General features: G+C 63.3%; 15 protein-coding genes and 1 pseudogene. 4 read left to right on the top strand and 12 right to left on the bottom strand.

The window, feature by feature from the left end; genetic code table 11:
* Positions 1-23 precede the first annotated feature (23 nt).
* The 3 genes from AABM54_RS00775 to AABM54_RS00765 form a co-directional block, all read right to left on the bottom strand.
* The gene (locus AABM54_RS00775) at positions 24-8,240 is read right to left on the bottom strand and encodes an Ig-like domain-containing protein (RefSeq protein WP_347906108.1); all 8,217 of its coding nucleotides are present in this window, start codon (positions 8,238-8,240) and stop codon (positions 24-26) included.
* Between the two features lie 51 nt (positions 8,241-8,291).
* Positions 8,292-9,128, bottom strand: coding sequence for a sulfotransferase (locus AABM54_RS00770; protein WP_347903105.1), 837 nt, complete (start codon positions 9,126-9,128; stop codon positions 8,292-8,294).
* 206 nt (positions 9,129-9,334) lie between these two features.
* Positions 9,335-10,936, bottom strand: coding sequence for a glycosyltransferase family 39 protein (locus AABM54_RS00765; RefSeq protein WP_347903104.1), 1,602 nt, complete (start codon positions 10,934-10,936; stop codon positions 9,335-9,337).
* A 240-nt stretch (positions 10,937-11,176) separates the two neighbouring features.
* Between AABM54_RS00765 and AABM54_RS00760 the strand changes: the two genes are divergently transcribed.
* Together AABM54_RS00760 and AABM54_RS00755 are read left to right on the top strand one after the other, a co-directional pair.
* The gene (locus AABM54_RS00760; protein ID WP_347903103.1) at positions 11,177-11,764 is read left to right on the top strand and encodes a tail fiber protein; all 588 of its coding nucleotides are present in this window, start codon (positions 11,177-11,179) and stop codon (positions 11,762-11,764) included.
* A gap of 53 nt (positions 11,765-11,817) precedes the next feature.
* Entirely contained in the window at positions 11,818-12,129 is a 312-nt protein-coding gene (locus AABM54_RS00755; protein WP_347903102.1) for a hypothetical protein, read from the top strand.
* A 75-nt stretch (positions 12,130-12,204) separates the two neighbouring features.
* On the opposite strand, the gene AABM54_RS00750 is transcribed toward AABM54_RS00755, so the two are convergent.
* The 4 genes and pseudogenes from AABM54_RS00750 to AABM54_RS00735 all read right to left on the bottom strand — a co-directional run bounded on the left by AABM54_RS00750 (position 12,205) and on the right by AABM54_RS00735 (position 16,918).
* Positions 12,205-12,705 carry a GNAT family N-acetyltransferase gene (locus tag AABM54_RS00750; RefSeq protein ID WP_347903101.1) on the bottom strand — a complete coding sequence of 167 codons (501 nt, stop codon included), beginning with the start codon at positions 12,703-12,705 and terminating at the stop codon, positions 12,205-12,207.
* A gap of 16 nt (positions 12,706-12,721) precedes the next feature.
* Positions 12,722-14,819 (bottom strand): annotated as a pseudogene (locus tag AABM54_RS00745) (biotin/lipoyl-binding protein).
* Positions 14,820-16,139 (bottom strand): HlyD family efflux transporter periplasmic adaptor subunit, encoded by a 1,320-nt coding sequence (locus tag AABM54_RS00740; RefSeq protein WP_347903099.1) that lies wholly within the window; start codon positions 16,137-16,139, stop codon positions 14,820-14,822.
* Entirely contained in the window at positions 16,136-16,918 is a 783-nt protein-coding gene (locus AABM54_RS00735; RefSeq protein WP_347903098.1) for an efflux RND transporter periplasmic adaptor subunit, read from the bottom strand. The genes AABM54_RS00740 and AABM54_RS00735 overlap by 4 nt, the downstream gene beginning before the upstream one ends.
* Before the next feature lie 164 nt (positions 16,919-17,082).
* Between AABM54_RS00735 and AABM54_RS00730 the strand changes: the two genes are divergently transcribed.
* Positions 17,083-19,245, top strand: a complete 2,163-nt coding sequence (locus tag AABM54_RS00730; RefSeq protein ID WP_347903097.1) for an outer membrane assembly lipoprotein YfiO — start codon at positions 17,083-17,085, stop codon at positions 19,243-19,245.
* 3 nt (positions 19,246-19,248) lie between these two features.
* Positions 19,249-19,962: a DUF3142 domain-containing protein gene (locus AABM54_RS00725; protein WP_347903096.1), complete on the top strand. Its 714-nt coding sequence runs from the start codon at positions 19,249-19,251 to the stop codon at positions 19,960-19,962.
* A gap of 56 nt (positions 19,963-20,018) precedes the next feature.
* Here the strand turns inward: AABM54_RS00725 and AABM54_RS00720 are convergent, their stop codons facing one another.
* From AABM54_RS00720 to AABM54_RS00700, 5 genes are all read right to left on the bottom strand, one after another.
* A complete protein-coding gene (locus AABM54_RS00720; protein WP_347903095.1) occupies positions 20,019-22,484 on the bottom strand; it encodes a TonB-dependent siderophore receptor in 2,466 nt (821 codons plus the stop codon).
* Between the two features lie 99 nt (positions 22,485-22,583).
* Positions 22,584-23,540: a FecR domain-containing protein gene (locus tag AABM54_RS00715; RefSeq protein ID WP_347903093.1), complete on the bottom strand. Its 957-nt coding sequence runs from the start codon at positions 23,538-23,540 to the stop codon at positions 22,584-22,586.
* Complete coding sequence (locus tag AABM54_RS00710; RefSeq protein WP_347903092.1) at positions 23,537-24,046, bottom strand: sigma-70 family RNA polymerase sigma factor; 510 nt, start codon at positions 24,044-24,046, stop codon at positions 23,537-23,539. Before AABM54_RS00710 ends, AABM54_RS00715 begins: the two co-directional genes overlap by 4 nt.
* A 71-nt stretch (positions 24,047-24,117) precedes the next feature.
* Complete coding sequence (locus AABM54_RS00705) at positions 24,118-25,689, bottom strand: efflux transporter outer membrane subunit (RefSeq protein ID WP_347903091.1); 1,572 nt, start codon at positions 25,687-25,689, stop codon at positions 24,118-24,120.
* Positions 25,686-26,747: an HlyD family secretion protein gene (locus AABM54_RS00700; protein ID WP_347903090.1), complete on the bottom strand. Its 1,062-nt coding sequence runs from the start codon at positions 26,745-26,747 to the stop codon at positions 25,686-25,688. Before AABM54_RS00700 ends, AABM54_RS00705 begins: the two co-directional genes overlap by 4 nt.
* Positions 26,748-26,769 lie beyond the last annotated feature (22 nt).

Raw genomic sequence — 26,769 nt, 5'->3', positions numbered from 1 at the left:
GTACCGCATGGTTATGGTGTGTGTCAGGCCTGCATTTCGCTGATGCCGGCGTGTTGCAAAGCGGCGGCCAATACGTCGATTTGCCGTTGCTCGGTGTTTTTCAGGTGTTGCAGTTGTTCACCCAGTGTCGGCGCACCGATCACCCCTTGCGCGGTCTGGGCAATTTCGCCGCCGTTGACTGAAGGACGCTCAAAAACGCTGAACGAATCATCCTGGGACGCGGCGTCCTCATGGAACAGCGTCGACAACGTGCTGTTGCCGAACACCCCGCCATCGCCACCGCCAAAGCCGAGGAAACCGTGACGGGCGCCGTCACCCGCGTTCTCGCTGCCGCCAAATACTTGAGCGAGGTAACTGGGGGCCAATTCGCCTCGGTTAATGAAGATCTCGCCCAGCGGACGGATGCCATCGCCCAGCACGCGCTGTTCAAACAGCGGCGCAAAGGTCAGCGGTGAGCCGAGGTTGCCGGTCGGTGGCGTGAAGACAATCGGTTGCAGCGGCACATTCGGCACGTCTTGCGGCGGTGCCGGGTCGTTGATGCGGAACTGCGGATCGCCGAACGAAACCCCGGCTGTCGGTGGTGTCACTGCAGGCACGGTGTTGATTGCAAAGTTGTTGGAGATCGCGACGCCCGTTCCGGTATTCCCGGCACGATCGGCCACATTGCTGGTGTCCAACCCGATGAAGTTGGTCGCATCGTTGGTATTGGCTGCCGGGGTCAGGGTGGCGGTCCAGATCTTGCCGCCGTTGCTGCTGACCAGGTTGGACAGCGTGCCGTTGGCCACACTGATGTCGGACAACGTGAAATTCTTCACGGCCTCGCTGAAGGTGAAGGTCACCTGCGAGGTCTGGCCAACACCCAGGTTCGGGTTGTCGATCACGATGGTCGCGGTGGGGCGGTCACTGTCCAGCGCATAGTTGTTGGAGATGCCCAGGCCCGTCCCGGCATTGCCCGCGAGGTCGGTCACATTGCTGTTGTCGAGCACAATCAGGTTGGTGGGATCGGTCACGTTCGGCGTCGGTGTAAAGGTCGCGGTCCAGGTCTTGCCACCGTCACTGCTGGCCAGGTTGGACAGCGTGCCGTTGGTCACGCTCAGGTCGGACACGTCAAAACCGCTCACCGCCTCCGTGAAGGTGATGGTCACCAGCGACGTCTGGCCGATGCCCACGAGCGACTTGGCGACGACAATGGTCGCGGTCGGACGGTCGGCATCGAGCACGTAGTTGTTGGACAGGGCAACGGTACTGCCCGCGTTGCCGGCCGCATCCAGCACACCGGCGGTGTCGAGGGTGATCTGGTTAGTGGTGTCGTTGATGTTCGCGGTCGGAGTCAGGGTCGCAGTCCAGGTCGTGCCGCCGTCACTGCTCAGCAGATTGGACAGCGTGCCATTGGCCACGCTGAAATCGGAGACATCAAGACCACTGACGGCCTCACTGAAGGTGATGGTCACCTGCGAAGTCTGGCCAATGCCCAACTGCGGATGGGCGACGACGATGGTCGCCGTAGGACGGGCAGTGTCGATGGCGTAGTTGTTCGAGTCGGTGGTCCCCGCCCCCACGTTCCCGGAAGCGTTTTGCACACCGGTATTGTCCAGGGTGATCAGGTTGGTCGCGTCGGTAATGCTCGCGCTCGGAGTGAAGGTCGCGGTCCAGGTAATTCCGCCGTCGCTGCTGCTGACCGCTGTCAACGTACCGTTGGCAATCGTCAGGTCGGCATTGCTGAAGCCGGTTACCGCCTCACTGAAAGTAATGGTCACCACTGTGGTTTCACCAGCCTTGAGTGCCGCGTCGGCAACCACGATGGTTGCGGTCGGACGCACGGTGTCGATGGTGAAGTTGCTCGAATTGGTGATGCCTGTACCGGCGTTACCGGCCAGGTCCGCCACACCGCTGTTGTTCAGGGTGATGAAGTTGGTGGTGTCGTGAATGCCGGTGGTGGGCGTGAAGGTGGCGGTCCAGGTAATTCCGCCGTCGCTGGAGCTGACGTTGGTCAAGGTACCGTTGGGCACGCTCAGGTCGCTGTTGTCGAAATCGGTGACCGCTTCGGAGAATGTGATGGTCACCAGCGAGGTTTCGCCTGCGCTCAACGTCGGGTCGGCCAGCACAATCGTGGCGGTTGGGCGCTGGCTGTCGATGGCGTAGTTGTTGGAGTCGGTGGTACCGCTGCCGGTGTTGCCGGACAAGTCCTGGATCCCGGTGTTATTCAGTTGAATGATATTGGAGGTGTCGGTGATGCTCGCAATTGGGGTCAGCGTCGCGGTCCAGGTAATACCGCCGTCACTGCTGCTGACGTTGCTCAAGGTAGCGTTGTCGATGGTCAGGTCGGCGTTGGTGAAACCGCTCACGGCCTCGCTGAAGGTGATGGTCACCAGCGACGTCTGGCCGATGCCCAGGGCCGGGTTGGCCACCACAATGGTTGCCGTCGGGCGCTGCGTGTCGATGGCGTAATTGTTCGAATCGGTGGTCCCCGCGCCCACGTTCCCGGAAGCGTTCTGCACGCCGGTGTTGTCCAGGGTGATCAGGTTGGTCGCGTCGGTGAGGCTCGTGCTCGGAGTGAAGGTCGCGGTCCAGGTGATACCGCCATCGCTGCTGCTGACCGCTGTCAACGTACCGTTGGCAATCGTCAGGTCGGCATTGCTGAAGCCGGTTACCGCCTCACTGAAAGTAATGGTCACCACTGTGGTTTCACCAGCCTTGAGTGCCGCGTCGGCAACCACGATGGTTGCGGTCGGACGCACGGTGTCGATGGTGAAGTTGCTCGAATTGGTGATGCCTGTACCGGCGTTACCGGCCAGGTCCGCCACGCCGCTGTTGTTCAGGGTGATGAAGTTGGTGGTGTCGTGAATGCCGGTGGTGGGCGTAAACGTGGCGGTCCAGGTAATCCCGCCGTCGCTGGAGCTGACCGCGCTCAAGGTACCGTTGGGCACGTTCAGGTCAGCGTTGGTGAAACTGCTCACCGCCTCGCTGAAGGTGATGGTCACCAGCGAGGTCTCGCCTGCGCTCAGCGTCGGGTCGGCCAACACAATCGTAGCGGTCGGACGCTGGGTGTCGACGGCATAGTTGTTGGAGTCGGTGGTGCCGCTGCCCGCGTTGCCCGCCAGGTCGGTCACGCCGGTGTTGTCCAGGGTGATCAGGTTGGTCGCGTCGGTGATGCCGTTGGCAGCCGAGAACGTGGCGGTCCAGGTAATCCCGCCATCGCTGGAGCTGACCGCGCTCAACGTACCGTTGGCAATCGTCAGGTCGGCGTTGGTGAAACCGGTCACGGCCTCACTGAAGGTGATGGTCACCAGCGAGGTCTGACCAATGGCCAGTGTCGAATCCGCGATCACAACGGTCGCGGTTGGCCGCACGGTGTCGACCGCGTAGTTGTTGGAGTCGGTAGTGCCGCTGCCGACGTTGCCCGAGCTGACAGCCTGGATTCCGGTGTTGTCCAGAGTAATCAGGTTGGTCGCATCGGTAATGCTGGCGCTCGGGGTAAAGGTTGCGGTCCAGGTGATACCGCCATCGCTGCTGCTCACCGCGCTCAGCGTACCGTTGGCAATCGTCAGGTCGGCGTTGGTGAAACCGCTCACGGCCTCGTTGAAGGTGATGGTCACCAGCGAGGTTTCGCCGATTCTCAGGGCGTTGTCGGCGACCACGATGGTCGCGGTCGGCCGCACGGTGTCGATGGTGAAGTTGCTCGAATTGGTGATGCCTGTACCGGCGTTACCGGCCAGGTCCGCCACGCCGCTGTTGTTCAGGGTGATCAGGTTGGTGGCGTCGAAAACCCCCGCGGTCGGGGTGAAGGTCGCGGTCCAGGTAATCCCGCCGTCGCTGGAGCTCACCGCGCTCAACGTACCGTTGGGCACGTTCAGGTCAGCGTTGGTGAAACTGCTCACCGCCTCGCTGAAGGTGATGGTCACCAGCGAGGTTTCGCCTGCGCTCAGCGTCGGGTCGGCCAGCACAATCGTGGCGGTCGGACGTGCGGTGTCGATGACGTAGTTGTTGGAGTCGGTGGTGCCGCTGCCCGCGTTGCCCGCCAGGTCGGTCACGCCGGTGTTGTCCAGGGTGATCAGGTTGGTCGCGTCGGTGATGCTGGCGCTCGGCGTAAACGTCGCCGTCCAGGTAATGCCGCCATCGCTGGAGCTGACCGCGCTCAACGTACCGTTGGCAATCGTCAGGTCGGCGTTGGTGAAACCGGTCACGGCCTCACTGAAGGTGATGGTCACCAGCGAGGTCTGACCAATGGCCAGTGTCGAATCCGCGATCACAACGGTCGCGGTTGGCCGCACGGTGTCGACCGCGTAGTTATTGGAGTCGGTAGTGCCGCTGCCGACGTTGCCCGAGCTGACAGCCTGGATTCCGGTGTTGTCCAGGGTGATCAGGTTAGTCGCGTCGGTAATGCTGGCGCTCGGGGTAAAGGTTGCGGTCCAGGTGATGCCACCGTCGCTGCTGGTGACTGCCGTCAGCGTGCCGTTGGCAATCGTCAGGTCGGCGTTGGTAAAGCCGCTCACGGCCTCGTTGAAGGTGATGGTCACCAGCGAGGTTTCGCCGATTTTCAGGGCGTTGTCGGCGACCACGATGGTCGCGGTCGGCCGCGCCGTGTTGACCACGTAGTTGCCCGAGTCGGTGGTGCCGCTGCCGGCATTGCCCGCCAGGTCGCTGACACCGCTATTGGCCAGGGTGATCAGGTTGGTGGTGTCGAAAACCCCCGCGGTCGGGGTGAAGGTCGCGGTCCAGGTGATCCCGCCATCGCTGCTGCTCACCGCGCTCAGGGTGCCGTTGGCGATGCTCAGGTCCGCGTTGGTGAAACCGCTCACGGCTTCACTGAAGGTGATGGTCACCAGCGAGGTTTCGCCTGCACTCAGCGTCGGGTCGGCCAGCACAATCGTGGCGGTCGGACGCGTGGTATCGATGGCGTAGTTGTTGGAGTCGGTGGTGCCGCTGCCCGCGTTGCCGGCCAGGTCGGCCACACCGGTGTTGTCCAGGGTGATCAGGTTGGTCGCGTCGGTGATGCTCGCGCTCGGTGTGAAAGTGCCCGTCCAGGTAATGCCGCCATCACTGGAACTGACTGCGCTCAACGTACCGTTGGCGATGGTCAGGTCCGCGTTGGTGAAACCGCTCACGGCTTCAGAGAATGTGAAGGTGACCAACGAGGTTTCGCCGATTTTCAGCGAGGTGTCCGCGAATACGATGGTCGCGGTTGGCCGCACGGTGTCGACCGCGTAGTTGTTGGAGTCGGTAGTGCCGCTACCGACGTTGCCCGAGCTGACGGCCTGGACGCCGGTGTTGTCCAGGGTGATCAGGTTGGTCGCGTCAGTGATACTACTGCTCGGCGTAAACGTCGCGGTCCAGGTGATCCCGCCGTCGCTGCTGGTGACTGCCGTCAGTGTGCCGTTGGCAATCGTCAGGTCGGCGTTGGTGAAACCGCTCACGGCCTCGTTGAAGGTGATGGTCACCAGCGAGGTTTCACCGATTTTCAGGGCGTTGTCGGCGACCACAATGGTCGCGGTTGGCCGCGCCGTGTTGACTACGTAGTTGCCCGAATCGGTGGTGCCGCTGCCGGCGTTACCCGCCAGGTCGCTGACACCGCTATTGGCCAGGGTGATCAGGTTGGTGGTGTCGAAAACCCCCGCGGTCGGGGTGAAGGTCGCGGTCCAGGTGATCCCGCCATCGCTGCTGCTCACCGCGCTCAGCGTACCGTTGGCAATCGTCAGGTCGGCGTTGGTGAAACCACTCACGGCTTCACTGAAGGTGATGGTCACCAGCGAGGTTTCGCCAGCGGTCAGCGTCGGGTCGGCCAGCACAATCGTGGCGGTCGGACGCGTGGTGTCGATGGCGTAGTTGTTGGAGTCGGTGGTGCCGCTGCCCGCGTTGCCGGCCAGGTCGGCCACACCGGTGTTGTCCAGGGTGATCAGGTTGGTCGCGTCGGTGATGCTCGCGCTCGGTGTGAAAGTGCCCGTCCAGGTAATGCCGCCGTCGCTGCTGCTCACCGCGCTCAACGTACCGTTGGCGATAGTCAGGTCCGCGTTGGTGAAACCGCTCACGGCTTCAGAGAATGTGAAGGTGACCAACGAGGTTTCGCCGATTTTCAGCGAGGTGTCCGTGAACACGATGCTCGCGGTCGGCCGTACGGTATCGATCGCGTAGTTGTTGGAATCCGTGGTGCCGACACCCGGGGTGCCGAGGCCGTTCAGGACTCCGGTGTTGTCCAGGGTGATCAGGTTGGTCGCGTCAGTGATACTACTGCTCGGCGTAAACGTCGCCGTCCAGGTGATCCCGCCGTCGCTGCTGGTGACTGCCGTCAGCGTGCCGTTGGCAATCGTCAGGTCGGCGTTGGTGAAACCGCTGACGGCTTCAGAGAATGTGAAGGTGACCAGTGAGGTTTCGCCGATTTTCAGCGCGGTGTCCGCCATCACGATGGTCACGGTGGCCGGTGGTGAGTACGCGGTATTCAGGACACCGCCGTCGTTGTAGATCGCCGCCACCGCGGTCGGTGAGGTGCCCGTCGTGCCACCGCCCAGCGCCGCACCGCCGGCACCGCTGCCGGCCGCGTTGCCGGCGATGGCCGCGAAGTTGGCTGCCGTGATCAGCAACGTACCTTTGTTCCAGATTGCGCCGACACCCCGGCCGCCGATCCCGCCGTTGCTGGCGTTGCTGCCAAAGCCACCACCGCCACCCCCGCCGCCACCGGCACCGATGTTGTTGGTGATGTTCGAAGTGCCGATGATGGTCATGGTACCGGTCGAGGCGTTGTAGATCCCGCCAGCCGCGTTGCCGCCTGCACCGCCCACCTTGTCCCAACCGGCGCCGCCACCGCCGCCACCGATGGAAATCGTGCCGTTGGTGGCCGTCGCACCACTACCGCCGTTGCTGTAATAGGAAACCCCGATGCCACCCAAACCACCGGTGCTGGTGCCGCCGCGACCGCCCATGTGCGTGGCGTCGTAACCGCCGCCGTAGCCACCCACGCCGCCACTGCCCGCCTGACCGCCCAAGGTGCCGGTGCCTGGCCCCGCCGTACCGCCGTGACCACCGCCCTGGCCGCCCAGCCCGCCGCCACCGCCGCCACCGCCGCCATAGAAAGCGCCCGTGACACCACCGCCGCCACCGCCGCCCGAGGCGGCGTTGGACGTTACGCTGACGTTGTTCAGGGTCAGGATCCCGGCGTTGAAAATCCCGCCGGCCATGGCCCCGGCCGAGCCATAGCCACCGTTGCCACCCGTTCCCGAGACCAGGCCTCGGGTAATCACCAGCCCGTCGAGGGTCACGGTTTTCCCCGAGGCGATCTCGATCACCCGGGTCTTGTATTGACCATCCAGGGTCACATCCGCCACGCCATCATTGTTCAGGTCACCGTCGATGGTGATGTTCTTGTTGACCAGCAACTCGGAGGTGAGCTGCACGGTCATGCTGCTGCTGAAGGTGACGATGTCGCCGTTCTGCGCCGAAGCAATCGCGGCGCGCAACGAACCCACGCCGGTGTTGGCGTTGTTGGTGGTGGTCCAGGTGGCCAGGCCCCATTGATACTCGCTCATGGCCTGGCGTGACAGCACGTTGGCACTTTCGATATTGCCCGTGGCGATTTCCAGGTCCCAGTCGCCGCCCACACCGGTGCGGTTGGTCGACGCCGCAACATCACGTCCGGTCAACTGCGCCAGCGTGTCGACGAAGTTCAGGCCCCGCTCGCCCTCGGCGGTGTAGCAGCCGTAGATCAGAATATCGCCGCCGACGTTCATCCCCTTGCCGATCTCGGCCAGCACCGCACTGCGGGCCGCAACGTTGTCGGCCGACAGGTAACTGTCTCCCAGCCACAGGTCGCCGGCATTGCCGTGGGCAACAATTTGCACCGAGCTGATGCCCTGATGTTGCCCCAGGTAATCGGCGATCTGCTGCAAACCGTCCTTGCTCGCGTCGAGCCGGACCACCTGAGTGCCCGGGGCCACGCCTTTGAGCAGGCTGTCGGCGTCCTTGACCCGGCCATCGACGAACACCACGCTCTGGCCCGGCACGGCAGCAGGTGCCGGCGTCGACGGTGCATCAGCCTGGCTGTGGGTGGTGTCCTTGCTGGCCGCCGGGTGATCGGCCGTCGGGGCTTTCGCCGCTTCAGCGCTGGTATGGCTATCGGCCTGGGCTGTGTCGGCAACCGTCGCCGCCACCGCGCCGTCGAACAACATGCGTGGCTCCAGGGAGACGATCAATGGCGATGCCAGGACGCGTGCGCCCTCCGTGACCCGCGACTTGCCTTTGCTCCACCACATGTTGCTCACCCGGATTCGAACGTTCATACCGCGTCAATGAAAACGCCGCGATCAACTGATCGCGGCGTCGGCTTTCATACGAATGACATTGGCAGCGCTGGCAGAGCCATCGAGCCAGAAAGACAGTTCTGCGTATTGCGCGAACAGGTCCGGCGGCAGAATGGTGCGCCGCGACTCCAGGCGGACCCTGGGTTTGACCTTGTGCAGACCCGCGACCCCAAGCGCCTGATCGAACGCCGGCGCATCGTAGGCCAGGTTGTTGAAATCATGCTCAAACCAGGGTTCGCCGATGAAATCGTAAACCAGCCGAATGACCCGCTCTGGCGCCTGGCTCAGCAGGTCGTAGTCGACAATCAACAGTGAATCGGCGTGTTCGCCGTAATAGGCTTCCTTGAGTGCGGCCCAGGCGAACCCCACCAACCGGTTGCGCTGCGCCAGGGTTTCGCAACGGCTGTAGACCGTGTTGCGCTCCACCGCATCGCCAAACAGCTTGGTGTTTTCAAAGGGGTTGGCGCGGTAGAGCCGCTCAAGGCTGTCCATGACCCAGGCGACATTGCGCACACAGGCAATGACCTTGGCTTGGGGAAACAGATCGTTGAGCGCGGGGAGCCGTGAGCACCATTGGCGATTGGTGTCGAAGACGACCGGTTTGTCGGCCTTGTCGGCGTAGAACGAATCAAACAGGCCCCGCAACAAACGGCGTCGCAGCGGGGTGTCGATCACGGCACCGAACTCGCTGCCGGCGCTGCATTGTTCGAGGACTCCGCTGAACAGGGCACCGACGGGGCTGCTCATGCCGGCATGAAAGCGCGGGTTCTGCAACAAAATGGCAGAAAGCAGGGTCGAGCCTGAGCGCGGCAAGCCGGAGATAAAGTGGAACTGCTGCATCCCTTCACCCTAAATGTCAGTCCTTTTGTGGCAGAGCGTAGACCATAAATCGCAATCAACTAGTGGTGTTTTGATATCAAATCGGAGCAAGACCCCAACAAAAGTGTGCTCAAAAACTCACCGCGCGAGCAGCCACGCGGGGTGAAGCGTTTAAGTGTGAAGGCGTTGCACAGCGGCGATAAATCGACCTGAAACCGATGGCGCACTCAAGACGCGTTCGGCCTGGCCTTGCCCATCAAAAACAGCCGTGCCCGGGCATTGCCTGCTGCGGTTTCACCGAGGACCTGCCAACCGGCTGGCAACGGTGCAAACTCATCCGGCTGGTCATACGTGCTGATCAACCAGACTCGCCCGGTGCCACGGGCCAGGGTCGTCAGGCTGTCGAGGTAAATCTCTGGCGCCTGCGCCTCCACCAGCGTGCCGAAACCGTACGCGTTCGGACGGCTGGACCCGCCTTCGGCCGAAGGTGGGGTGTAGAGCAGCGGCTGGGCATCGGTACGGTTGTAATAGACGTAACTCAAGTACCACAGCAGGTCACTGATGACGATCCGGTCACCCGGCACGTAATGCTGGTTGACGTAATCGACCATGACGTTCACCTGATCCTTCACATCGACGGTGCTGTTGTTGTTCAACCCTGCCAGCTCGACCCCGCCAAACAGCACCAGCACTGTCAACGCCAGCCACCGGACATGCCGGTACAAACGCGCGCAGGCCAGCGCGATGAGCAACGGCAACGCCACGGCGTACGCGGTCAGGTATCGCTCGATGAAGACCGGCGAGATGAATGACACGCCAAACACCGTCAGCAGCGGCAACACGGCATAGATCGCCAGCAATGTGCTCCAGCGGTAATGGCTGCGATCCGTCACCACCGCCCAGCCCACGACGCCCAGCAGCAACAGCGGCAATGCGGCAAAGACTGGCCAGGGCAGGGCTTCACCGTCGTCCTGCAGCAGGAACGACCAGATCATCGAAGGCAGCGCGTCGAAGGTTACCGGCAGCTCCCAGCCCACATCGCCATTGGCCTTGAGCTCGTCGACATGGCGCACCAGGTCCACCAGGCCCGGCACCCAGGGCAGGTAAAGCAACACAATCGCCGCGTTCGCCAGCCACCAGGCCGGGCGGTTGACGTAACGCATCGGGCTGGTCGGCTGCCAACGCAGCACCAGCAAATAGGACCAATGGGCGAGCACGCACAGCGCGGTGAAGTAGTGGGTGTAAAACGCCGCGGTCATCAACAGCACGTAGCCCAGCAGGTAACGCGTGCGGTTCGGGTATTTGATCCAGTACACCAAGGCAAGGGTCGCGCCAAGCAGCCACAGGCCCAGCAGCGAATACATCCGCACTTCCTGGCTGTAACGCACCGCCGTGGGCAACAGTGCGAGCAGCAACCCGGCCAGCAGCGCCGCCCGGCGACTGGCGATCAACCGCGTGAGCCAGACGCCGAGCGCCACGGTCGCGATGCCGGGCACTGCGCTCAGGCAGCGGATCGAAAAGATGCCGTCGCCAAACAGCTCGATCCAGCCATGCAGGATCATGAAATACAGGGGCGGGTGTACATCATGGGCGGCATGAAACCAGATACCGGCCAATGAATACTGGCTCATCAACAGGCTGGAGCCTTCATCTCCCCAGATGGCGGCGGCCGTGAGGTCATAAAAACGCACGACGGTGGCCACGACCATAATCGACAGGAACCCGTACCCCCCGACCCACCGCCACACCTGTCGGGCAGCCGACACCTGCCGCAGCACCGGGAACGCCCCGGCCGGTTTACCCGCCTCTATCACACGTCGGCTCGACATACTGTCCACTGGCCCCCTGAGTCACCCGGTAACTGTAGGACAACCCTCAACGGCCCGCGCGCTGTGCACCGCTCGGCGCAGAAACTGCCGACACCCGGCAACACGCCTCATCAGCGTCTACGCTCAGCACTGCGTGACCGGCCCCTGCAGTGAATGGAATCGGCTGTATCGACACGGCCTCTCCAGCGCCTGAAGCGCACCCAAGAAAGCGCCCTACCATAATCAGAAGGATGACGATCTATGGAAGTTTTCATCGGCACCATTCAGGCTTTTGCGTTCAACTTCTCTCCCAGCGGCTGGTCGACCTGTAATGGCCAGATACTGCCTATCTCACAGTACCAAACGGTGTTTGCACTGCTCGGGACTTACTACGGCGGCAATGGCACCACCAGCTTCCAGTTGCCGAACCTGCAAGGACGGTTTCCCGTCGGCCAGGGTAACGGGCTGGGCCTGACGCCCCGTGTCATCGGCCAGTTTTCAGGCACCGAGAGCGTCGTCCCCACCCTCAACAACCTGCCCAACCACACCCACACCCTCGCAGGCCTGAGCGCCACCACCACGGTGAAACTGGCCAACCCTGCCAGCAACCCGCTCAGTGTCCCGACGGCGACCAACTCATTCATCGGCACCTCCGGCGGAGGCCCGGGCACTGCCACGGTCTATTCCGACCAGCAGGGCACCACGCCGGTGCCGTTGCAGGGTGTCAGTACCGCCATCACCGGCACGGTGTCCGCCACCGGCACCGGGTTGCCGCTTGAGGTGATGAACCCCTTCCTGGTGATCAACTTCAGCATGGCCCTGAACGGGTTGTTCCCTTCACGTAACTGAAGTTCCAGCCGGGGGCCTGGCCCCCGGCTCCTTCCCTGGCCCGGAGTCGCGCCATGCTGCAACTGGTTAAAAGTGAGCATTTCCAGCCCCTGCTGGGCAAACCCTGCAGCCTGTCTCTGCCGGACGGCAGCGTCATGCCGATCCAGATCGAATCCATCAAGGACACGCCGCAGGCACGTATGCCGAACAGTACGCGCATGCCTTTCAGCGTCGAGTTGAACAGCCTGGCGCCAACTTCCTTTGTCGATGGTTTATGCGAGTTGGAACTGCCCGGATTCGGCTGTTTGAAGGGTGTCTTCGTGTCGCGGATTCCGGCCATGGGCCGCGACCCGACGCTGGGTTATTTCTTTATCGCCTTCAACTGAAACGACCGCGCTTGAAACCCGTCAAGCACGCGCCGTGGCGAGGGTTTCTACGCCCTCGCCAGCACCTCACCGCCATCAACACGGCCCCGGATACCAGACCAGCCGCTCGGCCGCCGGGTTTTGCTCTTCAACCTGGAAACCCAGTGCCAGGTAATGCTGGCGAGCATGAGGATTACTGGCCCAGACCACCGTCGCTACCGGGCAGCGGATCTGCTCGGCGGCTTTTTGCACGCCTTTGAGTACCGTGCGGCCATACCCCAGGCCGCGAGCAGCGGGGATGAACGCCAGGTACAACACCCGGATCTCGTTGGGTCCGAAGTCGGTGCTCAAGGCGCCAATCGCGGTGCCGAGCTTTTCGATCACATAGTGCATGGCATTGGGAAAGTTCTCGCCCGCGCCCGTTTCCTGTACCTGAAACTGCTGTGCGATAACCTGTTCGACCTGCTCCTGTTCGCCATCGATCCATTGCAGATCACTGCGTGCCGAACGATAGAGGCATTGCAGAAACGGCCCGTCAGTGTCTCGCGACGGGCGCACCACCAAGCCATCCGAGGCATTCGCATTGTTGTTCAGCATGAGCCTTCTCCCTGCGCTAGAAACCACTCTCCCTGACGCCCAACGCCGCCAACCGACGCCAGGGCCGTGCCCACGATTGACTCACTGCGCCCCTGCAACACCACCACGCCACGCAATGGCTGGTGCGGCGTGGCCATGGCGTGAAGCGCCTCGAACCGGACCGCGTATTGCGCCTGCACCGGCTCGGGGCGATGGTTTTCATCACGGCGCACGGCAATCGGTCCGTGATGGTCGGAGGTCAGCGCCTCCTGTTCGACATACGCCGCACCGTTGGTGTCGATTTCACTGAGCTGCACCTCGACCGCCGGGTGCATCGGGTCATCGGCGATGAATCGCCCCGTGGCGCCCGGCGCAACCCGCCACAACTCGGCCTCGGCCAGATAACCGCGCAGCCGCACGCCCTCCTCGACCACCCGGGCCAAGGCATCCTTGGTCGACAACCAGCGACCGACACTCAGTTGCGGCAACAGATCGCGAACGGTGCCCGCCTGAGGCGCACGCAACAGCAAACGTTCACGCTGAGCCGCCAGGCCACGGTACTGCGCCACCGCTTCGGCCAGCCGTTGTTCGACGATCCCGGCATCGGCCGCGGTCTCGCTGCGCCCGGCCTGTCGGCGCATCTGCAACTGCTGAATCTCGATTTCCCGACGCACAATGGCCTGGCGCGAATCCAGGTCCGGTGATTCCAGTTCGATCAACACCTGGCCCTGAGCGACCACTTGCCCGTCGCTGACGTTCACCTGCTTGACCCGCGCCGCCACCGGCGCATGCAAGGCGCTGACACGCCCGGCCTCAAGCATGCTCGGCAACTCCACCGCACTGCGCCAGGGCAGCGCGAGTACCAGCAGCAGCGCCAACACACCCAACGTGCTGAGCAGCACCCGTGGTGCATACGCCTGCTCGCGGCGGGTCCACCATTCGCGCCACTCACGCACGATCGGCAAGAAGATGAACCACACCAGTTCCACCAGCATCAGGAAGATCCCGAGCAACTTGAAGAACAGGTGATACACCGCCAGCGCGATCCCGAAAAACAGCACCGCACGCCACAGCCACGCCCCGTAGCCCCAGATCAGCAAACGCCGTTGCATGCGCGGCGACCACGGCTCCGGGGCCGGCTCGTCGTAGCCGAACAACGCCTCGCGCAGGCGCCAGCGACACAGCGCAAACGCCCGGCCCTGGAGGTTGTCCACCTCCCAGAAGTCGCTGAGCAGAAAGTAACCATCAAAACGCATGAACGGGTTGAGGTTGATCAGCAACGTGGTGATCCAGGTCGCGCTGGCGAGCATGAAGGCGGCGGTGCGCGCCGGCCCGTCGGGCAACAGCGACCAGGCCAGCAGCGCCACACTGGCCAACAGCAACTCCGCCAGCACGCCGCCCGCGCCGATCAACAGCCGCGCACGCCGGTCATTGACCCGCCAGGCGTCGCTGACGTCGGTGTAGAACATCGGCAGCAACACCATGAATGCCACACCCATGCTCTGCACCCGACACCCCGCGCGCTTGGCCATGAACGCGTGGCCAAACTCGTGACAGAGCTTGGCGAAGAACAACGCCACGCCAAACGCCATCGCCCCGCCGAGGCTGAACAGGTGCGGAAAGGTCCCGACAAACCGCTGCCAGTCCCGCGCCACCAGAAACACCCCGAGCCCCAAAGTCATCGGTAAGCCGTAGCGCAAGGCGCCAGGGCCGAACCGCGCCAGCCAAGGCCAGGCGCGGTTGAGAAAACTATCCGGGCGCCACAGTGGAATGCGAAAAAACAAATACTGATGCAAGACGATTTGCCACAGGCTCTGGCGTTGCGCGGCGGCCTTGATCCCATAACTGCCGCGCTGCTGCGGATCGAGCGCGCTGATCAAGTCATGGGCGCGTAGAAAACTCAGCAACTGGTCGAGCTCCTGCCCGTCCAGGACCAGCCCTGGCTCACGATTGGCCGCCCGCAACACCTGCTCGGGATCGCCCAGCGACCAGTGCCGCAACAAGCGCATGGCTGCCGCGCCCAGCTTGAAATAGCGCCCGCGCAGCGGGTCGGCCAGGGTCCAGCGCGGCGAACCGTCTACGGCCGGCGCCGCCGGGGTCAGTTGCAAATCCGCCCGCAGGTTGGGCAACGTCATCTAAAGACCTACGCTCTGGCGCAAACCGGCCAGAGGCTTGCGCAACAGGTACAGCGCCAACGGCGCGCGATCACCGAAAATCTTTGCCGTGCCCCGCAGGCCGATCCTGGGCGGTGCCTGTTCGAAACTCGCGTCCAGCCGATAGGCCAACTGCCCGCCGGCCGTGGCTTGCGCCTCATACGCCGAGCGTTCGAGCCGGGCCAGGTGGCGTTGCAACGGATCGCTGTCGAGAAACAGCGCCACTTGCGCGCCCGGGTCCAGCGCAATCGCATCGCCCACCGCCAGTTCAATGCGCAATTCGGCCTGGGTCGGGTCGGCAATTTCCATCAAGCGTTCGCCGGTCTGTACCGGTTTGCCGGTCATGCGCTCGGCGTCGGCGAACACCGCAATGCCGTCGCGTTCGGCGCGCACTTCGCTGCGTTTGAGCAGCTCGCGGGCGTAATCGCGTTCGGCGCGTTTCTGTTCGACCCGAGCCGCGAGCAGGTCAATTTTCGAACTCGATTCGGCATCGGCGAAAGCACGCTGGGCGTTGGCCTTGAGTTCGGCTTCTGCCACGCCCAGCGCACGGTCGGCCACATCGGCCTGGGCTTTGAGGGTAGTGCTTTCGAAACGCAGCAGCAGGTCGCCACTCTTGACCGTCTGGTTGGGCTTGACCAGGAATTCGGCGATGACCCCGTCCAGCGGCGCAGCCACCACCCGACCGCCCAAGGGCACGACTTCGGCCGGGGCCAATACCGACTGACGCACCGGAATCAGCAACCCGAGCACCACCATCGCCGCCAGCGCGACCTGGCGTTTGCGCGTCCAGCGCAAGCGCCACGGCTTGCGCGGTTGCAGCGCCAGCCAGGCATGGCTGTAGGTGTCACCGAGTTGCGACAACAGCACTTGTTCGGACGGGTTCCACGGCAGATCGCGGGCCAGCCACAGGCCACCGAACACCTCGCCCTTGTGATCGACCAGCGGCAACCAGAACACCTGCGCCGCCGAGAGACTCTGCCAGTCGGCCTGGATTGCACCGCTCAACGAGGTGGCCGGAATCACCCGCGCCTGATTGAGCAGATCAAGCTTGAACAGCTGCACCACGGCCTGCTCGACAAAGGCCACGAACGGCGCATTCGGCTCCACCGCACTGACCCCGGTCACCGCCCGCACCTTGCCGGCGATCAACAGCGCCGCGTGACGAAAACCGAACAGCGCCTGGCCGTCGTTCACCAGGCTGAAGGCCAGTTGTTCGGTGGAGCGTGCCGCGCGGGTCAGGCGTTCGAGTTCAAGAAACCGGGCGAAGACCTGCTCGGCGCCAGTCGCGACCGGCGCGTTCACTTAAGCTCCGTAAAACGCGCCGTGCCACTCATGCCGGCCAGCAGGCCGCTGGCATTCGGCAGCGTGGCCACCAGCAACAGGGTCTGGCTGCCTTCGTCGATCCGCGCGCCCAGGCGTTTGACTGTGGCATCGAGGGCCTGACCGGTTTCATCGGGGACGAAGCTGAAGGTCTGGCCCGGCTTGAGCCTGGCCATCCAGCTTGACGGCACCAGCAAGTGGATTTCCAGGGTGCGGTTGTCGACGATGTCCAGCAGCGGCGCGCCAGCGGCCACGCTTTCATAACGCTGGACCTTGCGCTCCACGACCTGGCCGTCAAACGGAGCAACCACGCTGCAGCGTTTGACCTGGACCTGATACACCTGGGATTGCGCGCGGATTTCGGTGAGTTTGGCCTCGGCCCGCGCGACTTCGAAGCGCCCCACTGAATTCAGCGACGCCAACTGCCGGTTGTGGGCCAGTTCTTCACTCGCGCCACGGCTGGCGGCCTGAGCGGCATTGAGCTGGGCTTGGTAGGCCGAGCAGTCGAAGCGGGCCAGGGTATCACCCTTTTTAAAGGATTCGCCTTCGCTGAAGGGCAACTCGACAATGCGCCCCGGCAGCTCACTGGCAAGCATCGCCTGATCCTTGGCGCGCAACACACCTCGGGCTTCATTGCCGGTGACAGCGCTGGCGGAGGACGCCGGGGTTTCCTGTAGCGGATCGTCTGGCACGGGCGTTTGCGCGTGAACCCAACCTGCCAGACCGAACAATCCAAACATCAATCCATAAATACGCGGCATGACCGTGACTCCCTGACGGATGGTCGGAGTCTATGACAGACTTCCGAACCGTCAAGCAAATAGCCATCAGTGCCCGCAATTGCTGCTCGGCATGGCGGCATTCGGCGCCGGACGCGGTATGATCGCGACCTCGATTTCAGGCGTTTCAGGATTAAGGACAATTCATGCGTATCGGACTGCTGTCGACTCTCGCGCTGGCCATCAGCGCCACCTGCGCACTCCCGGCGCAGGCCAGCTACGACGAGGACATGTGCAGCGCCGAGTGGTCGCTGGAAGGCTCCGGTCATTGCAACAGCGTGCCATTCCTGAGCCCGACCAACGACAGCCGCGTCAACCTGCGCTTGCTGCTGGCGGACCAAGGCGTGCCGGCGTTCGATCCAACGCCCATTGCCGACCACGAGCGCGAGGCCGGCTACGGCCCGGTGCCGTTCGACATCACACGCCTGGACCCCGCGCCCCTGCCAGCGCTCGTACCGCCACCGGCAACCACCCCGGTCTCGGTGCTGGATGAACCGCTGCAACAGCTGGGTCTCGGCGGCATGGTCCCGAGCATTGCCGGTAACGCGTTCATCGATGGCGAAGGCAGCCGCTGCCGCAGCAATAACGAAGACAGCGCGGCCGCCTTCATCAAACAGTTGATCGCCAGCCCCGAACTTCCGGCCCCGGAGCGTCTGTACCTGGCACAGGCGCGCTTGAACCTGCTCAACGCCTGCGACACCGCAACCCTGAGCAGCCCGCCGCCCGCCACCATTGCCTCGGCGCCGGGCCTTACCTTCCTCGCGTACCTGCGCGGTGCCGCCCAGTTCTACAGCGGCGCCTTCGCCGACGCGACACAGACCTTCGCCAGCCTGAGCACCAGTGAACAACCGTGGCTGAAAGAAACCGCGCTGTACATGAGTGGCCGAATCCCGCTCAACGCCGCCCAGGCCAATGCCTTCGACGACATGGGCCTGCCCACGTACGAGCATGTGGATGAAGCCAACCTGAAACTGGCCGAACAAGGCTTCGAGCACTACCTGAAGACTTATCCACAGGGCGACTACAGCGCTTCGGCCAGGGGCCTGATCCGTCGCGTGCACTGGCTGGCCGGTGACGATAAAAACCTCGCCGACGACTACGCCTGGCAGCTCACTGCGGCCACTGAAGCCCAGCGCAACAAGAGCCTGCCGGAGTTGATCGAAGAGACCGACAGCAAACTCCTGAGCCGACCGGACAACGGCATCCAGGCGCCCCTGCTGCTGGCGATCAAGGACCTGCAAAACATTGGCGGCTACCAGACGACCTTCAGCAGCCAACAACTGGAAGGCCAAAAAGCCCTGTTCGCCCAGCAACCGGGGCTCTACGACTACCTGCACGCCGCCGTGTTGTTGCGGGTTGAAAACAACCCCGAGGCCGCGCTGGGCGTTCTGCCCGCCAACATCGTGGACAACCCCGACCACCTCGCGTTCAGCCAGCAGTTCTTGCGGGGGCAGGCGTTGCACGCACAGAAAAAATGGCCCGAAGCGCAGGCGCATTGGCTGCAATTGATGACCAAGGTCAAACGCCCGCTGCAATACGAGCAGGTGGAGTTGGCGCTGACCAGCAACTACCTGTACAGCGAGCAGATAGACAAGATTTTCGCCACCGGCTCGCCCATCAAAACCCCTGCGCTGCGCTATCGCCTGCAACGCATGGCCGCCGACGCACCGCTGTTGCGCCAGCAAGTCAGCCAGGGCGCCGACGCCACCGAGCGGGACAGCGCCCTGTTCGTGCTGCTCTACAAAGAACTGCTGCGCAACCAATACGCCGCGTTCGCCGAAGACATGAAGCGGCTGCCAGCCGAACCGTCGACGGACAACCTCGGGGTCAGCATCGGTTACCTGTACGGCAGCGGCAGGCCACTGTCGATGTTCCGCTGGCAAGGCGAACAGAGCGAATCCGCCTATCGCTGCCCGAGCATCGCCGACACCGCCACGGCGTTGCAGGCCAATGGCAAAGACCCCAGAGGCCTGAACTGCCTGGGCGAGTTCATCCTGCGCAACAAACTGGACGACTCGCCCGTGGACGAGCGCTCCACGGCAGCCCCGCAACCCGGCGTCCCGGTGCCGTTCAAAGGCGATATCTATGCGCGCCACGAGGGCTATCGCCAGGTGATCGGCGACACCCAGGCACCAAAGGAAGATCGCGCCTACGCCCTGTTCCGCGCCATCAACTGCTACGCGCCATCGGGTAACAACAGTTGCGGTGGCACGGACGTCGAACCGGCGGTGCGCAAGGCCTGGTTCCGTCAGCTCAAAAGCGGCTTTGCCGACACGCCGTGGGGCAAGTCCCTGCAGTATTACTGGTAAGGCATGCGGCGTTTTCACGTTGGCCTGCTGCTGGCCCTGTTGAGCGGCGCGCCCGCCCACGCCGCCGTCGACGCCCGCGACCATGACGCCTTCTGGCTGTGGAGCGGGGTCAAGAGCCAACCAGTGCTGGCCCAGGCCAAAAGCCTGTACATCCTGCAAGGGCAGATCAGCGAATCACGCCGTTATCCACAGCGCGGCGTGCGCTTCATCGCTCAGGGCATGGCAATCCCGCGCCTGACCCAGGGCGAGGTCTGGGTGGTTTACCGCGCCCACACCTTGCGCTGGCCTGATTCGGCTTACACCCAGTTACTGGGGCAAGTCGAGCGTTGGCAGCAGGCGGGCAATCCGGTGGTCGGCATCCAGATCGACTTCGACGCCCGCACCCGTTACCTCAACGAGTACGTCGACTTTCTCAAGGACCTGCGCCATCGCCTGCCCGCCCACTATCGCCTGAGCATCACCGGCCTGATGGACTGGAGCAGCAACGCCGACCCCGTCGTGATCGGCCAGCTCAGCGGGGTGATCGACGAAGTGGTGGTGCAAACCTACCAGGGCCGCCACAGCATCCCGAACTACGCCGCCTACCTGCCACGCCTCAACCGCCTGGGGCTGCCGTTCAAGGTCGGGTTAATTCAGGGCGGCGACTGGGACGAACCGGGGTATTTGCAAGACAGCGAGTGGTTCAGGGGGTATGTGGTGTTTTTGCAGAACCAATAGGGCCTGCGGGCCGTTGAAATGAGAAAACCGGCCTAGGCCGGTTTTCTCTTCGCCCATCACCAATCGTACGTCAGGCTCGACACCACCCGGCGCCCTTCGCCGTAGTAGCAATCCCACTCGCTGGTGCAGTTGGCGACGTAGGTCTTGTCTTCGAGGTTCTGCACGTTCAGCGCCAGTTTCACGCCTTTGAGTTGCAACGGCGACTTACTCAGGTCATAGGAAAGGCTGGCATCGTAGACCGTATAAGACGGGATCTTGAACGCGCCTTCGTAGTAGTCGCCGTAGCTGCCTTTGACGTAGCGCGCGCCGACGCCTGCACCCAAACCGGCCAGCGGCGTGTCGCCCAGCAAGGTGTAGTTGACCCACATCGACGCGGTCAGTGGCGGGCTGGCTGCCGGGTGACGACCTTCGCGACCGTCGTTGTCCTTGGTGTACTTGATGTCGTTGCGGGACGCCGAGACGATCACGTTCAGCGCTTCGCTCAACTCGGCCTTGGCTTCCAGCTCAATACCCCTGGAGCGCATGGCACCGCTTTGCTTGCTGAAGCCGGGGTTGCCCAGGTCGGTGGTCAGGAGGTTTTCCTGATCGATCTGATAGGCCGAAATCTGCACGAAGCTGTTCTGGCCCGGCGGTTGATACTTCAGGCCCGCTTCATATTGTTTGCCGGTGGACGGATCGAACGGCGTCTTCCCGACGCTGGTGCCACTCTGCGGGATGAACGATTCGGAATAGCTGACGAAGGGCGCCAGGCCGTTATCGAACAGATAGACAATGCCGCCACGACCGGTGAACGCCTCATCCTTGCGGTTGGTGTGATTGCCGCTGATCGGCTCCTTGTTATCGGTTTCGGCCCAGTCATAACGCCCGCCCAGGACGAAGATCCACTGATCGAGTTTGATCTGGTCCTGCGTGTAGAGGCCGGTCTGGGTCACGGTGTTATCCCAGCGGTAGCGGCCACCGAACTTGATCGGCTTGCCGTACTTGGGGGTGAACAGGTCGATGATCGGCGGATTGCGGTCATACAACCCGTCGAACTTGGAGTTGAAATGGTAGTAGTCGAGCCCGACGATCAGGGTATGGCTGAACGCGCCAGTGTCGAATTCGGCCTGGGCGATGTTGTCCATACCGAAGACGCGGTTGTCCTGTTTCCAGTCCACCCCGTAGCGAGTCATGTAACGTTGATCCTTTGCCCCGGTGCTGGGGTTGGCCACGAATTTGTAGCCATGCAACGGCGCCGTGTAGCGGTCGTCGACGCGGGCATAACGAGCGTTCTGCTTGAACGTCCAGACGTCGTCCAGACGATGGGAAAACTCATAGCCGAACGCGTACTGATTACGTGTGTAATCGTTGACGCCAGGCTCGCCGAGGAACAGGCCACGGTCGATCTTGCCGTTGGGGTTGTGGAACACCGTGCCCACGCTCGGCAGGCCCTGGGCCTCTGGCACGCTGTTGTCTTTCTGGTACTGGGCGAACACATTCAGGCGCGTGTCTTCAGTCGGCTGCCAGGTGAAGCTGGGCGCGATGAACTTGCGCTGGTCTTCGACGTAATCGATCTCGGCATTGCTGTCACTGGCAAGGCCCGTCAGGCGATAGAGGAACTTGCCCTCTTCATCCAGTGGCCCGCCGAGGTCGACCGCGACACTCTTGTGATCGTAACTGCCCGCCTCCAGCACCACTTGGTGCAGCGGTGTGGCGGTCGGGCGCTTGCTCACCATGTTGATGATGCCGCCCGGCTGGTTCTGCCCGTAGAGCACCGACGCCGGGCCCTTGAGGACCTCGACGCGTTCCAGCGAATACGGTTCGATTTGCAGCGCGCCACCGGTGCTGCCGCCGCCGTAAGGCAAGTGCAGACCGTCCAGGTACAGCGGCGCCGGCAGAAAGCCACGGGACGTCGGTTCATCGAACAACTTCACCCGGTCGGAGAAGCCGCCGCCGGTAATCCCCGGCGTGTAAAGCAACGCTTCGGTGACGCTCTGGGCGCCACGGGCCTTGATCTCGGCGGCGGTGATCACGTTGATGGTCTGGGGGATTTCCACCAGCGCCGAGTCGGTCTTGCTGCCAGTGGCGCTGCGCTTGGCGACGATTCCGTCGACCGGTCCCCAGGCACTTTCAACGATCTCGGCGGCGCTGACCCGGGTCGCGCCCAGTTGCAGCGGACCGTCCTGCACGATCGGTTGCAACGACCAGCCGCCATCCGATTGCACCGCTTGCAAGCCGCTGCCGGCGAGCAGACGCGACAGCCCCTGAGCCGTGTCGAAACGCCCCTGCAACCCGACGCTGTGCTTGCCTTCAGTCATTTGCGCATCCACCGACAACAGGATCCCCGCCGCACTGGCGAAGCGGTTCAAGGCCTGATCGAGACTGCCCGCCGGGATCGCGTATTCACGCACCTGATCGACGCTTGAGGATTGGGCCTGAACCAGATTGGGCAGTAAGGGTGTCGCGGCCAAAAGGCTGACAAACAGGCCACGGCGCAAGGCGCCGGCTAACACAAACGTCGACGGTGTCGGGTGAAATGGCATTGCAGGGCTCCCCATGAGAATGCTTCTGATGTGCTTTCATGAGGTATCCCGGCCAGGTTCTGAAAACCGACAAGGCTTGGCCGAAATTATTTTTCGCGATCAGCCTCTGCGCTTCACCGTGACCCAATAGCGGGTCACGGCTTCCACGCGAATCGGCAGGGTGCGTTCAAGGGCGGCGAGGATCGAGTCGGTGTCGTTGAGCGGAAACACCCCGGTCAGCAACAGCCCGGACACGTCATCCTCACAGCGCAACCAGCCCGGCCGGTAACGCGCCAGCTCATGGATGAAGCGGCCCAGGGGCTGGCGTTCGGCAATCAAACGCCCTTCGCTCCAACTGCTGGCATTGACGTCCAGCGGTTGCATCGCGCCCACCTGACGAGCGTTGAACCACAGGCAACTGCCGGCGTCCATCTGCACCGCCGAAGCATGACGCGGGCTGATGCGCACCTGACCTTCGTAGAGTTCGACACGACTGCCGCCGTCCATTTCCCGCACGGTAAACCGGGTGCCCAGCGCCTGAACGTCACCGACTGCGGTCTCGACAATCAACGGGCGAACCGGATCGTGACCGCTGGTGAGCAGGATCTCGCCACGGATCAGCCGCATACGTCGCGCTTGCGCGGTAAACCGCAGGTCCACTGCGCTGTCGCTGTTGAGGGCCAGGCGCGTGCCGTCGCTCAAGGTCAGGTGACGGATCTCCCCGGTGCCCGTGCTCTGCTCGGCAAACGCAGCCCGCCAGGGCTGACTGTCTTGAACCAAATACGCGCTGCCGCCGGCCATCAACAACCCGCCCAGCAGCTTCAGCGCCGTGCGCCGTTGCGCGTCCGGCGCATCGCGCAACACCGCTCGCGCGCTGTCGGCCGGCACGCCACCCAGGGTCTGCTGCAACTGTTGCAGGCGTTGCCAGGCGCGCTGGTGCTCGGGGTTGGCGGTTTGCCAACGGGCAAAGGCCTGACGCTGATCGGCATCCAGCTCACCGCCCCAATGCAGCATCAGCCACTCACTGGCCTGCTCGACAATGGCTGGAGTGATCGGAGCATCGCGGCGCAATTTCATTCTTCGAAGACCACCTGGTAGCAGGCAAGGATCGCCCGGGTCATGTACTTCTGCACCGAACTGACGGTCACGCCCAGGCGCTCGGCAATCTGTGCATAACTCAGCCCTTCGAACTGCGACAGCACGAACGCCTGACGCACATTGTCCGGCATGCGGTCGAGCATGACGTCGATCTGCATCAGGGTTTCAAGAATCAGCGCCCGGGTCTCCAGTGACGGCGACTCCGGCTCGGGCAGGTGGGCGATGCTTTCCAGGTACGCACGTTCGATGCGCAGGCGCCGCCACTGGTCGATCACCAGATTGCGGGCGATTTGCGCCAGATAGCTGCGGCTTTCCTGATGGCCGGGAAAACGCCCGGACACCAGCAGGCGCAGGAAGGTGTCCTGCGCCACGTCCGCCGCGTGCTCCCGATCGCCCAGGCGCTTGCGCAACCAGCCTTGCAGCCAGCCATGGTGATCGCGGTAAAGACGATGAAGGTGTTCGTTGCCGTCAGTCGTTGCGTCCATGAATGGCTCACGCACATGATTGAGAGCAATTATCATTACACTTTTATTCTGCCCAGGCAAAACGCCGTGATTCAGCGCACAACTGTCGCCTCCTCAAGCGGATACACCGACTGCCATCCGCCGCCCAAGGCCTTGTACAAACCGACCATGGCCAACGACACACCGGTGGCGCTTTCCACTTGTTGTTCCTGAGTGGCCAGCAACGCGCTTTGCACCGTCAGCACGTTGACGAAATCCACGACCCCTTCAACGTATTGCTGCTGCGCGGTGCGCAGGGCGATCTGGTTCTGGCGCACCGCCTCGGCGAGGCTGTCGCGGCGCAGTTGGGTGGAGTTGTAACGGCTCAGTTGATCGTCAATCTCGTGCCAGGCCCGCAGCACGGTGTGCTGATACGCCAACGCCGCTTCCTGCTGTTGCGCCTCACGCAGTTTCAGCACACCACGCAAGCGGCCGCCGTCAAACAGCGGCAGGTTGAATTGCGGACCGATGCCGAACTGACGCGAACTCCAGGAACCAAAATCGCTCAACTGCATGGCTTGCGATCCCACGTTGCCCGACAGCGTAATGCGCGGATAAAAGTCGCCCTTGGCCACGCCGATGCTGGCAGTAGCCGCATGCAGACGCGCTTCGGCCTGACGAATATCCGGGCGCCGTTCGGCCAGTTGCGACGGCAGGCCGATGGCCAACCGGGGCGGCGCCTGCGGCACCGGTGCATCCGTGGACAGCTCGGCGTGCAACGCTTGCGGCGGCTCCCCCATCAACAGGCTCAGGGCGTTGATCAACTGTGACTGGCGCTGCTGCAGCGCCGGCAAATGTGCTTCGATGGCCGCGACTTGGGCGGCCGCTTCGGCCACATCCAGATCGGTCGCCACGCCGTCGGCCAGACGCAGTTGCGACAGCTTCAGGCTGTGGCGGGCAACGTCGAGGTTCTGCTCGGTGACCGCGCGAGTACTCTGCACGCCACGCAATTGAATGTAGTCCTGCGCCGTCTCGGCCAGCACCGCCAACAACACGCCACGGCGATCATTTTCAGCGACTTCGAGGCTCGCATCCGCCGCCTCGGTTTCGCGCCGCACCCGGCCCCATATATCCAGTTCCCAGGACGCCGAAAAACCACCTTCCCAGAGGGAGTACGCCGAGCGACCGTTGTTTGCGGACGGATCGCTCAGGCCTTCTGCACTGTTGCGTTTACGCCCATAACTGCCGGTCGCGGATGTCGTCGGGTATTGCTCGGCGGTGATCACCTGACGTGCCGCACGGCTTTGTTGCAGGCGACTGCTGGCCAGTTGCAAGTCCAGGTTGTCGGTCAGCGCGCGGCGGCTGAGGGCTGACAATTTCGCGTCGTTGAACACCTCCCACCAGCGCTCATCCAGCTCGGCTGTCACCGCTTGGCTGGCAGCGGATTTCTGGGGTTTTGACCATTCGACGACTTGCTGCGCCTGGGGTTTTACAAAGTCCGGGCCGACGGTGCAGGCGCAAAGGCAAACCACACTCATCACCATAACCGCAGACTGAACACTCCCCCTGTGGCGAGCGAGCTTGCTCGCGCTCGAGTGCGCAGCGCTCGTCGATTTAGGGGCCGCTACGCGACCCAGCGTGAGCAAGTTCGCTCGCCACAGAGGCATGTGGTGACTCTGGTTCATCGTTGCGCAACCTCATGTTTGTCAGCACCTGCAGTATCGATACTCGCCTCCACCGACATCCCGACCCGCAAACGCTCGGCCAGTGGCTGACCCGGATCGAGGGTGATTTTCACCGGAATCCGCTGCACTACCTTGGTGAAGTTGCCGGTGGCGTTGTCCGGCTTCACCGACGCGAAGGTCACGCCCGTGGCCGGCGCAATGCTCTCGACCCGCCCGGTCAGGGTTTCACCGCCAAGGCTGTCGACCCGCACCTGCACGTCCTGCCCGGCCTGCACGTCGGTGAGCTGGGTTTCCTGAAAGTTGCCCACCACGTAAGCCTGCTGCAACGGCACCACTGCGAGGATCTTGCTGCCCGGCGTCACGTAAGCCCCGACCCGCACCGCCCGCTCGCCCACCATGCCATCCACCGGCGCGACGATGCGCGTATAGGACAACTCGAAACTGGCCATCTCCAGTGCCGCGTGGGCCCGTTTCAATCCGCCCTCTGCCGCATCGCGCTGCGCCGTGAGGATTTCCACCTGCTTGCGCTCTGCCGCCAGCACCGCCGTGGCGTTGGCCAGCCGTGCGTTCGCCTGATCGATGCGCGTACGCGCCTGCTGGGCGTTTTGCACCGTACCGGCACCGACCCCGGCGAGGTGGTTGTAGCGGTTCAACTCGTGGTCGGCGAACGCCTGCTCGGCTTTGGCGGCGACCACCGTGGCCTGGGCCTGAGCGATAACCGACGCCTGGCGCTCCAGGGTGGCCCGGGCGTTTTGCAACTGGGCCATGGCCACCAGGGTTTCGGCGTCGGCGGCCTGGGCGGCGGCGCGCAGGTCGCGGTCATCAATCAGCGCCAGCAACTGACCGGCCTTGACCTGCTGGTTGTCTTCGACCAGCACTTCCTTGATGAACCCGGCCACGCGCGGGGCCACCAGGGTGAAGTCCGCCGCGACAAACGCATCATTGGTGCTTTGTTGGTTTTTCTTGCCGAACGCCCCCGATGCCAGTCCATAGACCAGCGCAGCGACCACCAGCAGCGCCGCGCTCAGCGCGACTTTGTGTTTGGTTTGGATTGTCATAAAAACCTTCTGTTTCAGTGAA

The organism is Pseudomonas purpurea, from assembly GCF_039908635.1.
GTDB classification, from domain to species: Bacteria; Pseudomonadota; Gammaproteobacteria; order Pseudomonadales; family Pseudomonadaceae; genus Aquipseudomonas; species Aquipseudomonas purpurea.
This window is presented reverse-complemented; position numbering and strand designations above follow the sequence as displayed.

What these genes read in the sequence shown, in the direction of transcription:
- AABM54_RS00775 (WP_347906108.1), bottom strand. Translation starts at nt 8,240, where the DNA reads ATGTGGTGGAGCAAAGGCAAGTCGCGGGTCACGGAGGGCGCACGCGTC.
- AABM54_RS00770 (WP_347903105.1), bottom strand. Translation starts at nt 9,128, where the DNA reads ATGCAGCAGTTCCACTTTATCTCCGGCTTGCCGCGCTCAGGCTCGACC.
- AABM54_RS00765 (WP_347903104.1), bottom strand. Translation starts at nt 10,936, where the DNA reads ATGTCGAGCCGACGTGTGATAGAGGCGGGTAAACCGGCCGGGGCGTTC.
- AABM54_RS00760 (WP_347903103.1), top strand. Translation starts at nt 11,177, where the DNA reads ATGGAAGTTTTCATCGGCACCATTCAGGCTTTTGCGTTCAACTTCTCT.
- AABM54_RS00755 (WP_347903102.1), top strand. Translation starts at nt 11,818, where the DNA reads ATGCTGCAACTGGTTAAAAGTGAGCATTTCCAGCCCCTGCTGGGCAAA.
- AABM54_RS00750 (WP_347903101.1), bottom strand. Translation starts at nt 12,705, where the DNA reads ATGCTGAACAACAATGCGAATGCCTCGGATGGCTTGGTGGTGCGCCCG.
- AABM54_RS00735 (WP_347903098.1), bottom strand. Translation starts at nt 16,918, where the DNA reads ATGCCGCGTATTTATGGATTGATGTTTGGATTGTTCGGTCTGGCAGGT.
- AABM54_RS00730 (WP_347903097.1), top strand. Translation starts at nt 17,083, where the DNA reads ATGCGTATCGGACTGCTGTCGACTCTCGCGCTGGCCATCAGCGCCACC.
- AABM54_RS00725 (WP_347903096.1), top strand. Translation starts at nt 19,249, where the DNA reads ATGCGGCGTTTTCACGTTGGCCTGCTGCTGGCCCTGTTGAGCGGCGCG.
- AABM54_RS00720 (WP_347903095.1), bottom strand. Translation starts at nt 22,484, where the DNA reads ATGCCATTTCACCCGACACCGTCGACGTTTGTGTTAGCCGGCGCCTTG.
- AABM54_RS00715 (WP_347903093.1), bottom strand. Translation starts at nt 23,540, where the DNA reads ATGAAATTGCGCCGCGATGCTCCGATCACTCCAGCCATTGTCGAGCAG.
- AABM54_RS00710 (WP_347903092.1), bottom strand. Translation starts at nt 24,046, where the DNA reads ATGGACGCAACGACTGACGGCAACGAACACCTTCATCGTCTTTACCGC.
- AABM54_RS00705 (WP_347903091.1), bottom strand. Translation starts at nt 25,689, where the DNA reads ATGAACCAGAGTCACCACATGCCTCTGTGGCGAGCGAACTTGCTCACG.
- AABM54_RS00700 (WP_347903090.1), bottom strand. Translation starts at nt 26,747, where the DNA reads ATGACAATCCAAACCAAACACAAAGTCGCGCTGAGCGCGGCGCTGCTG.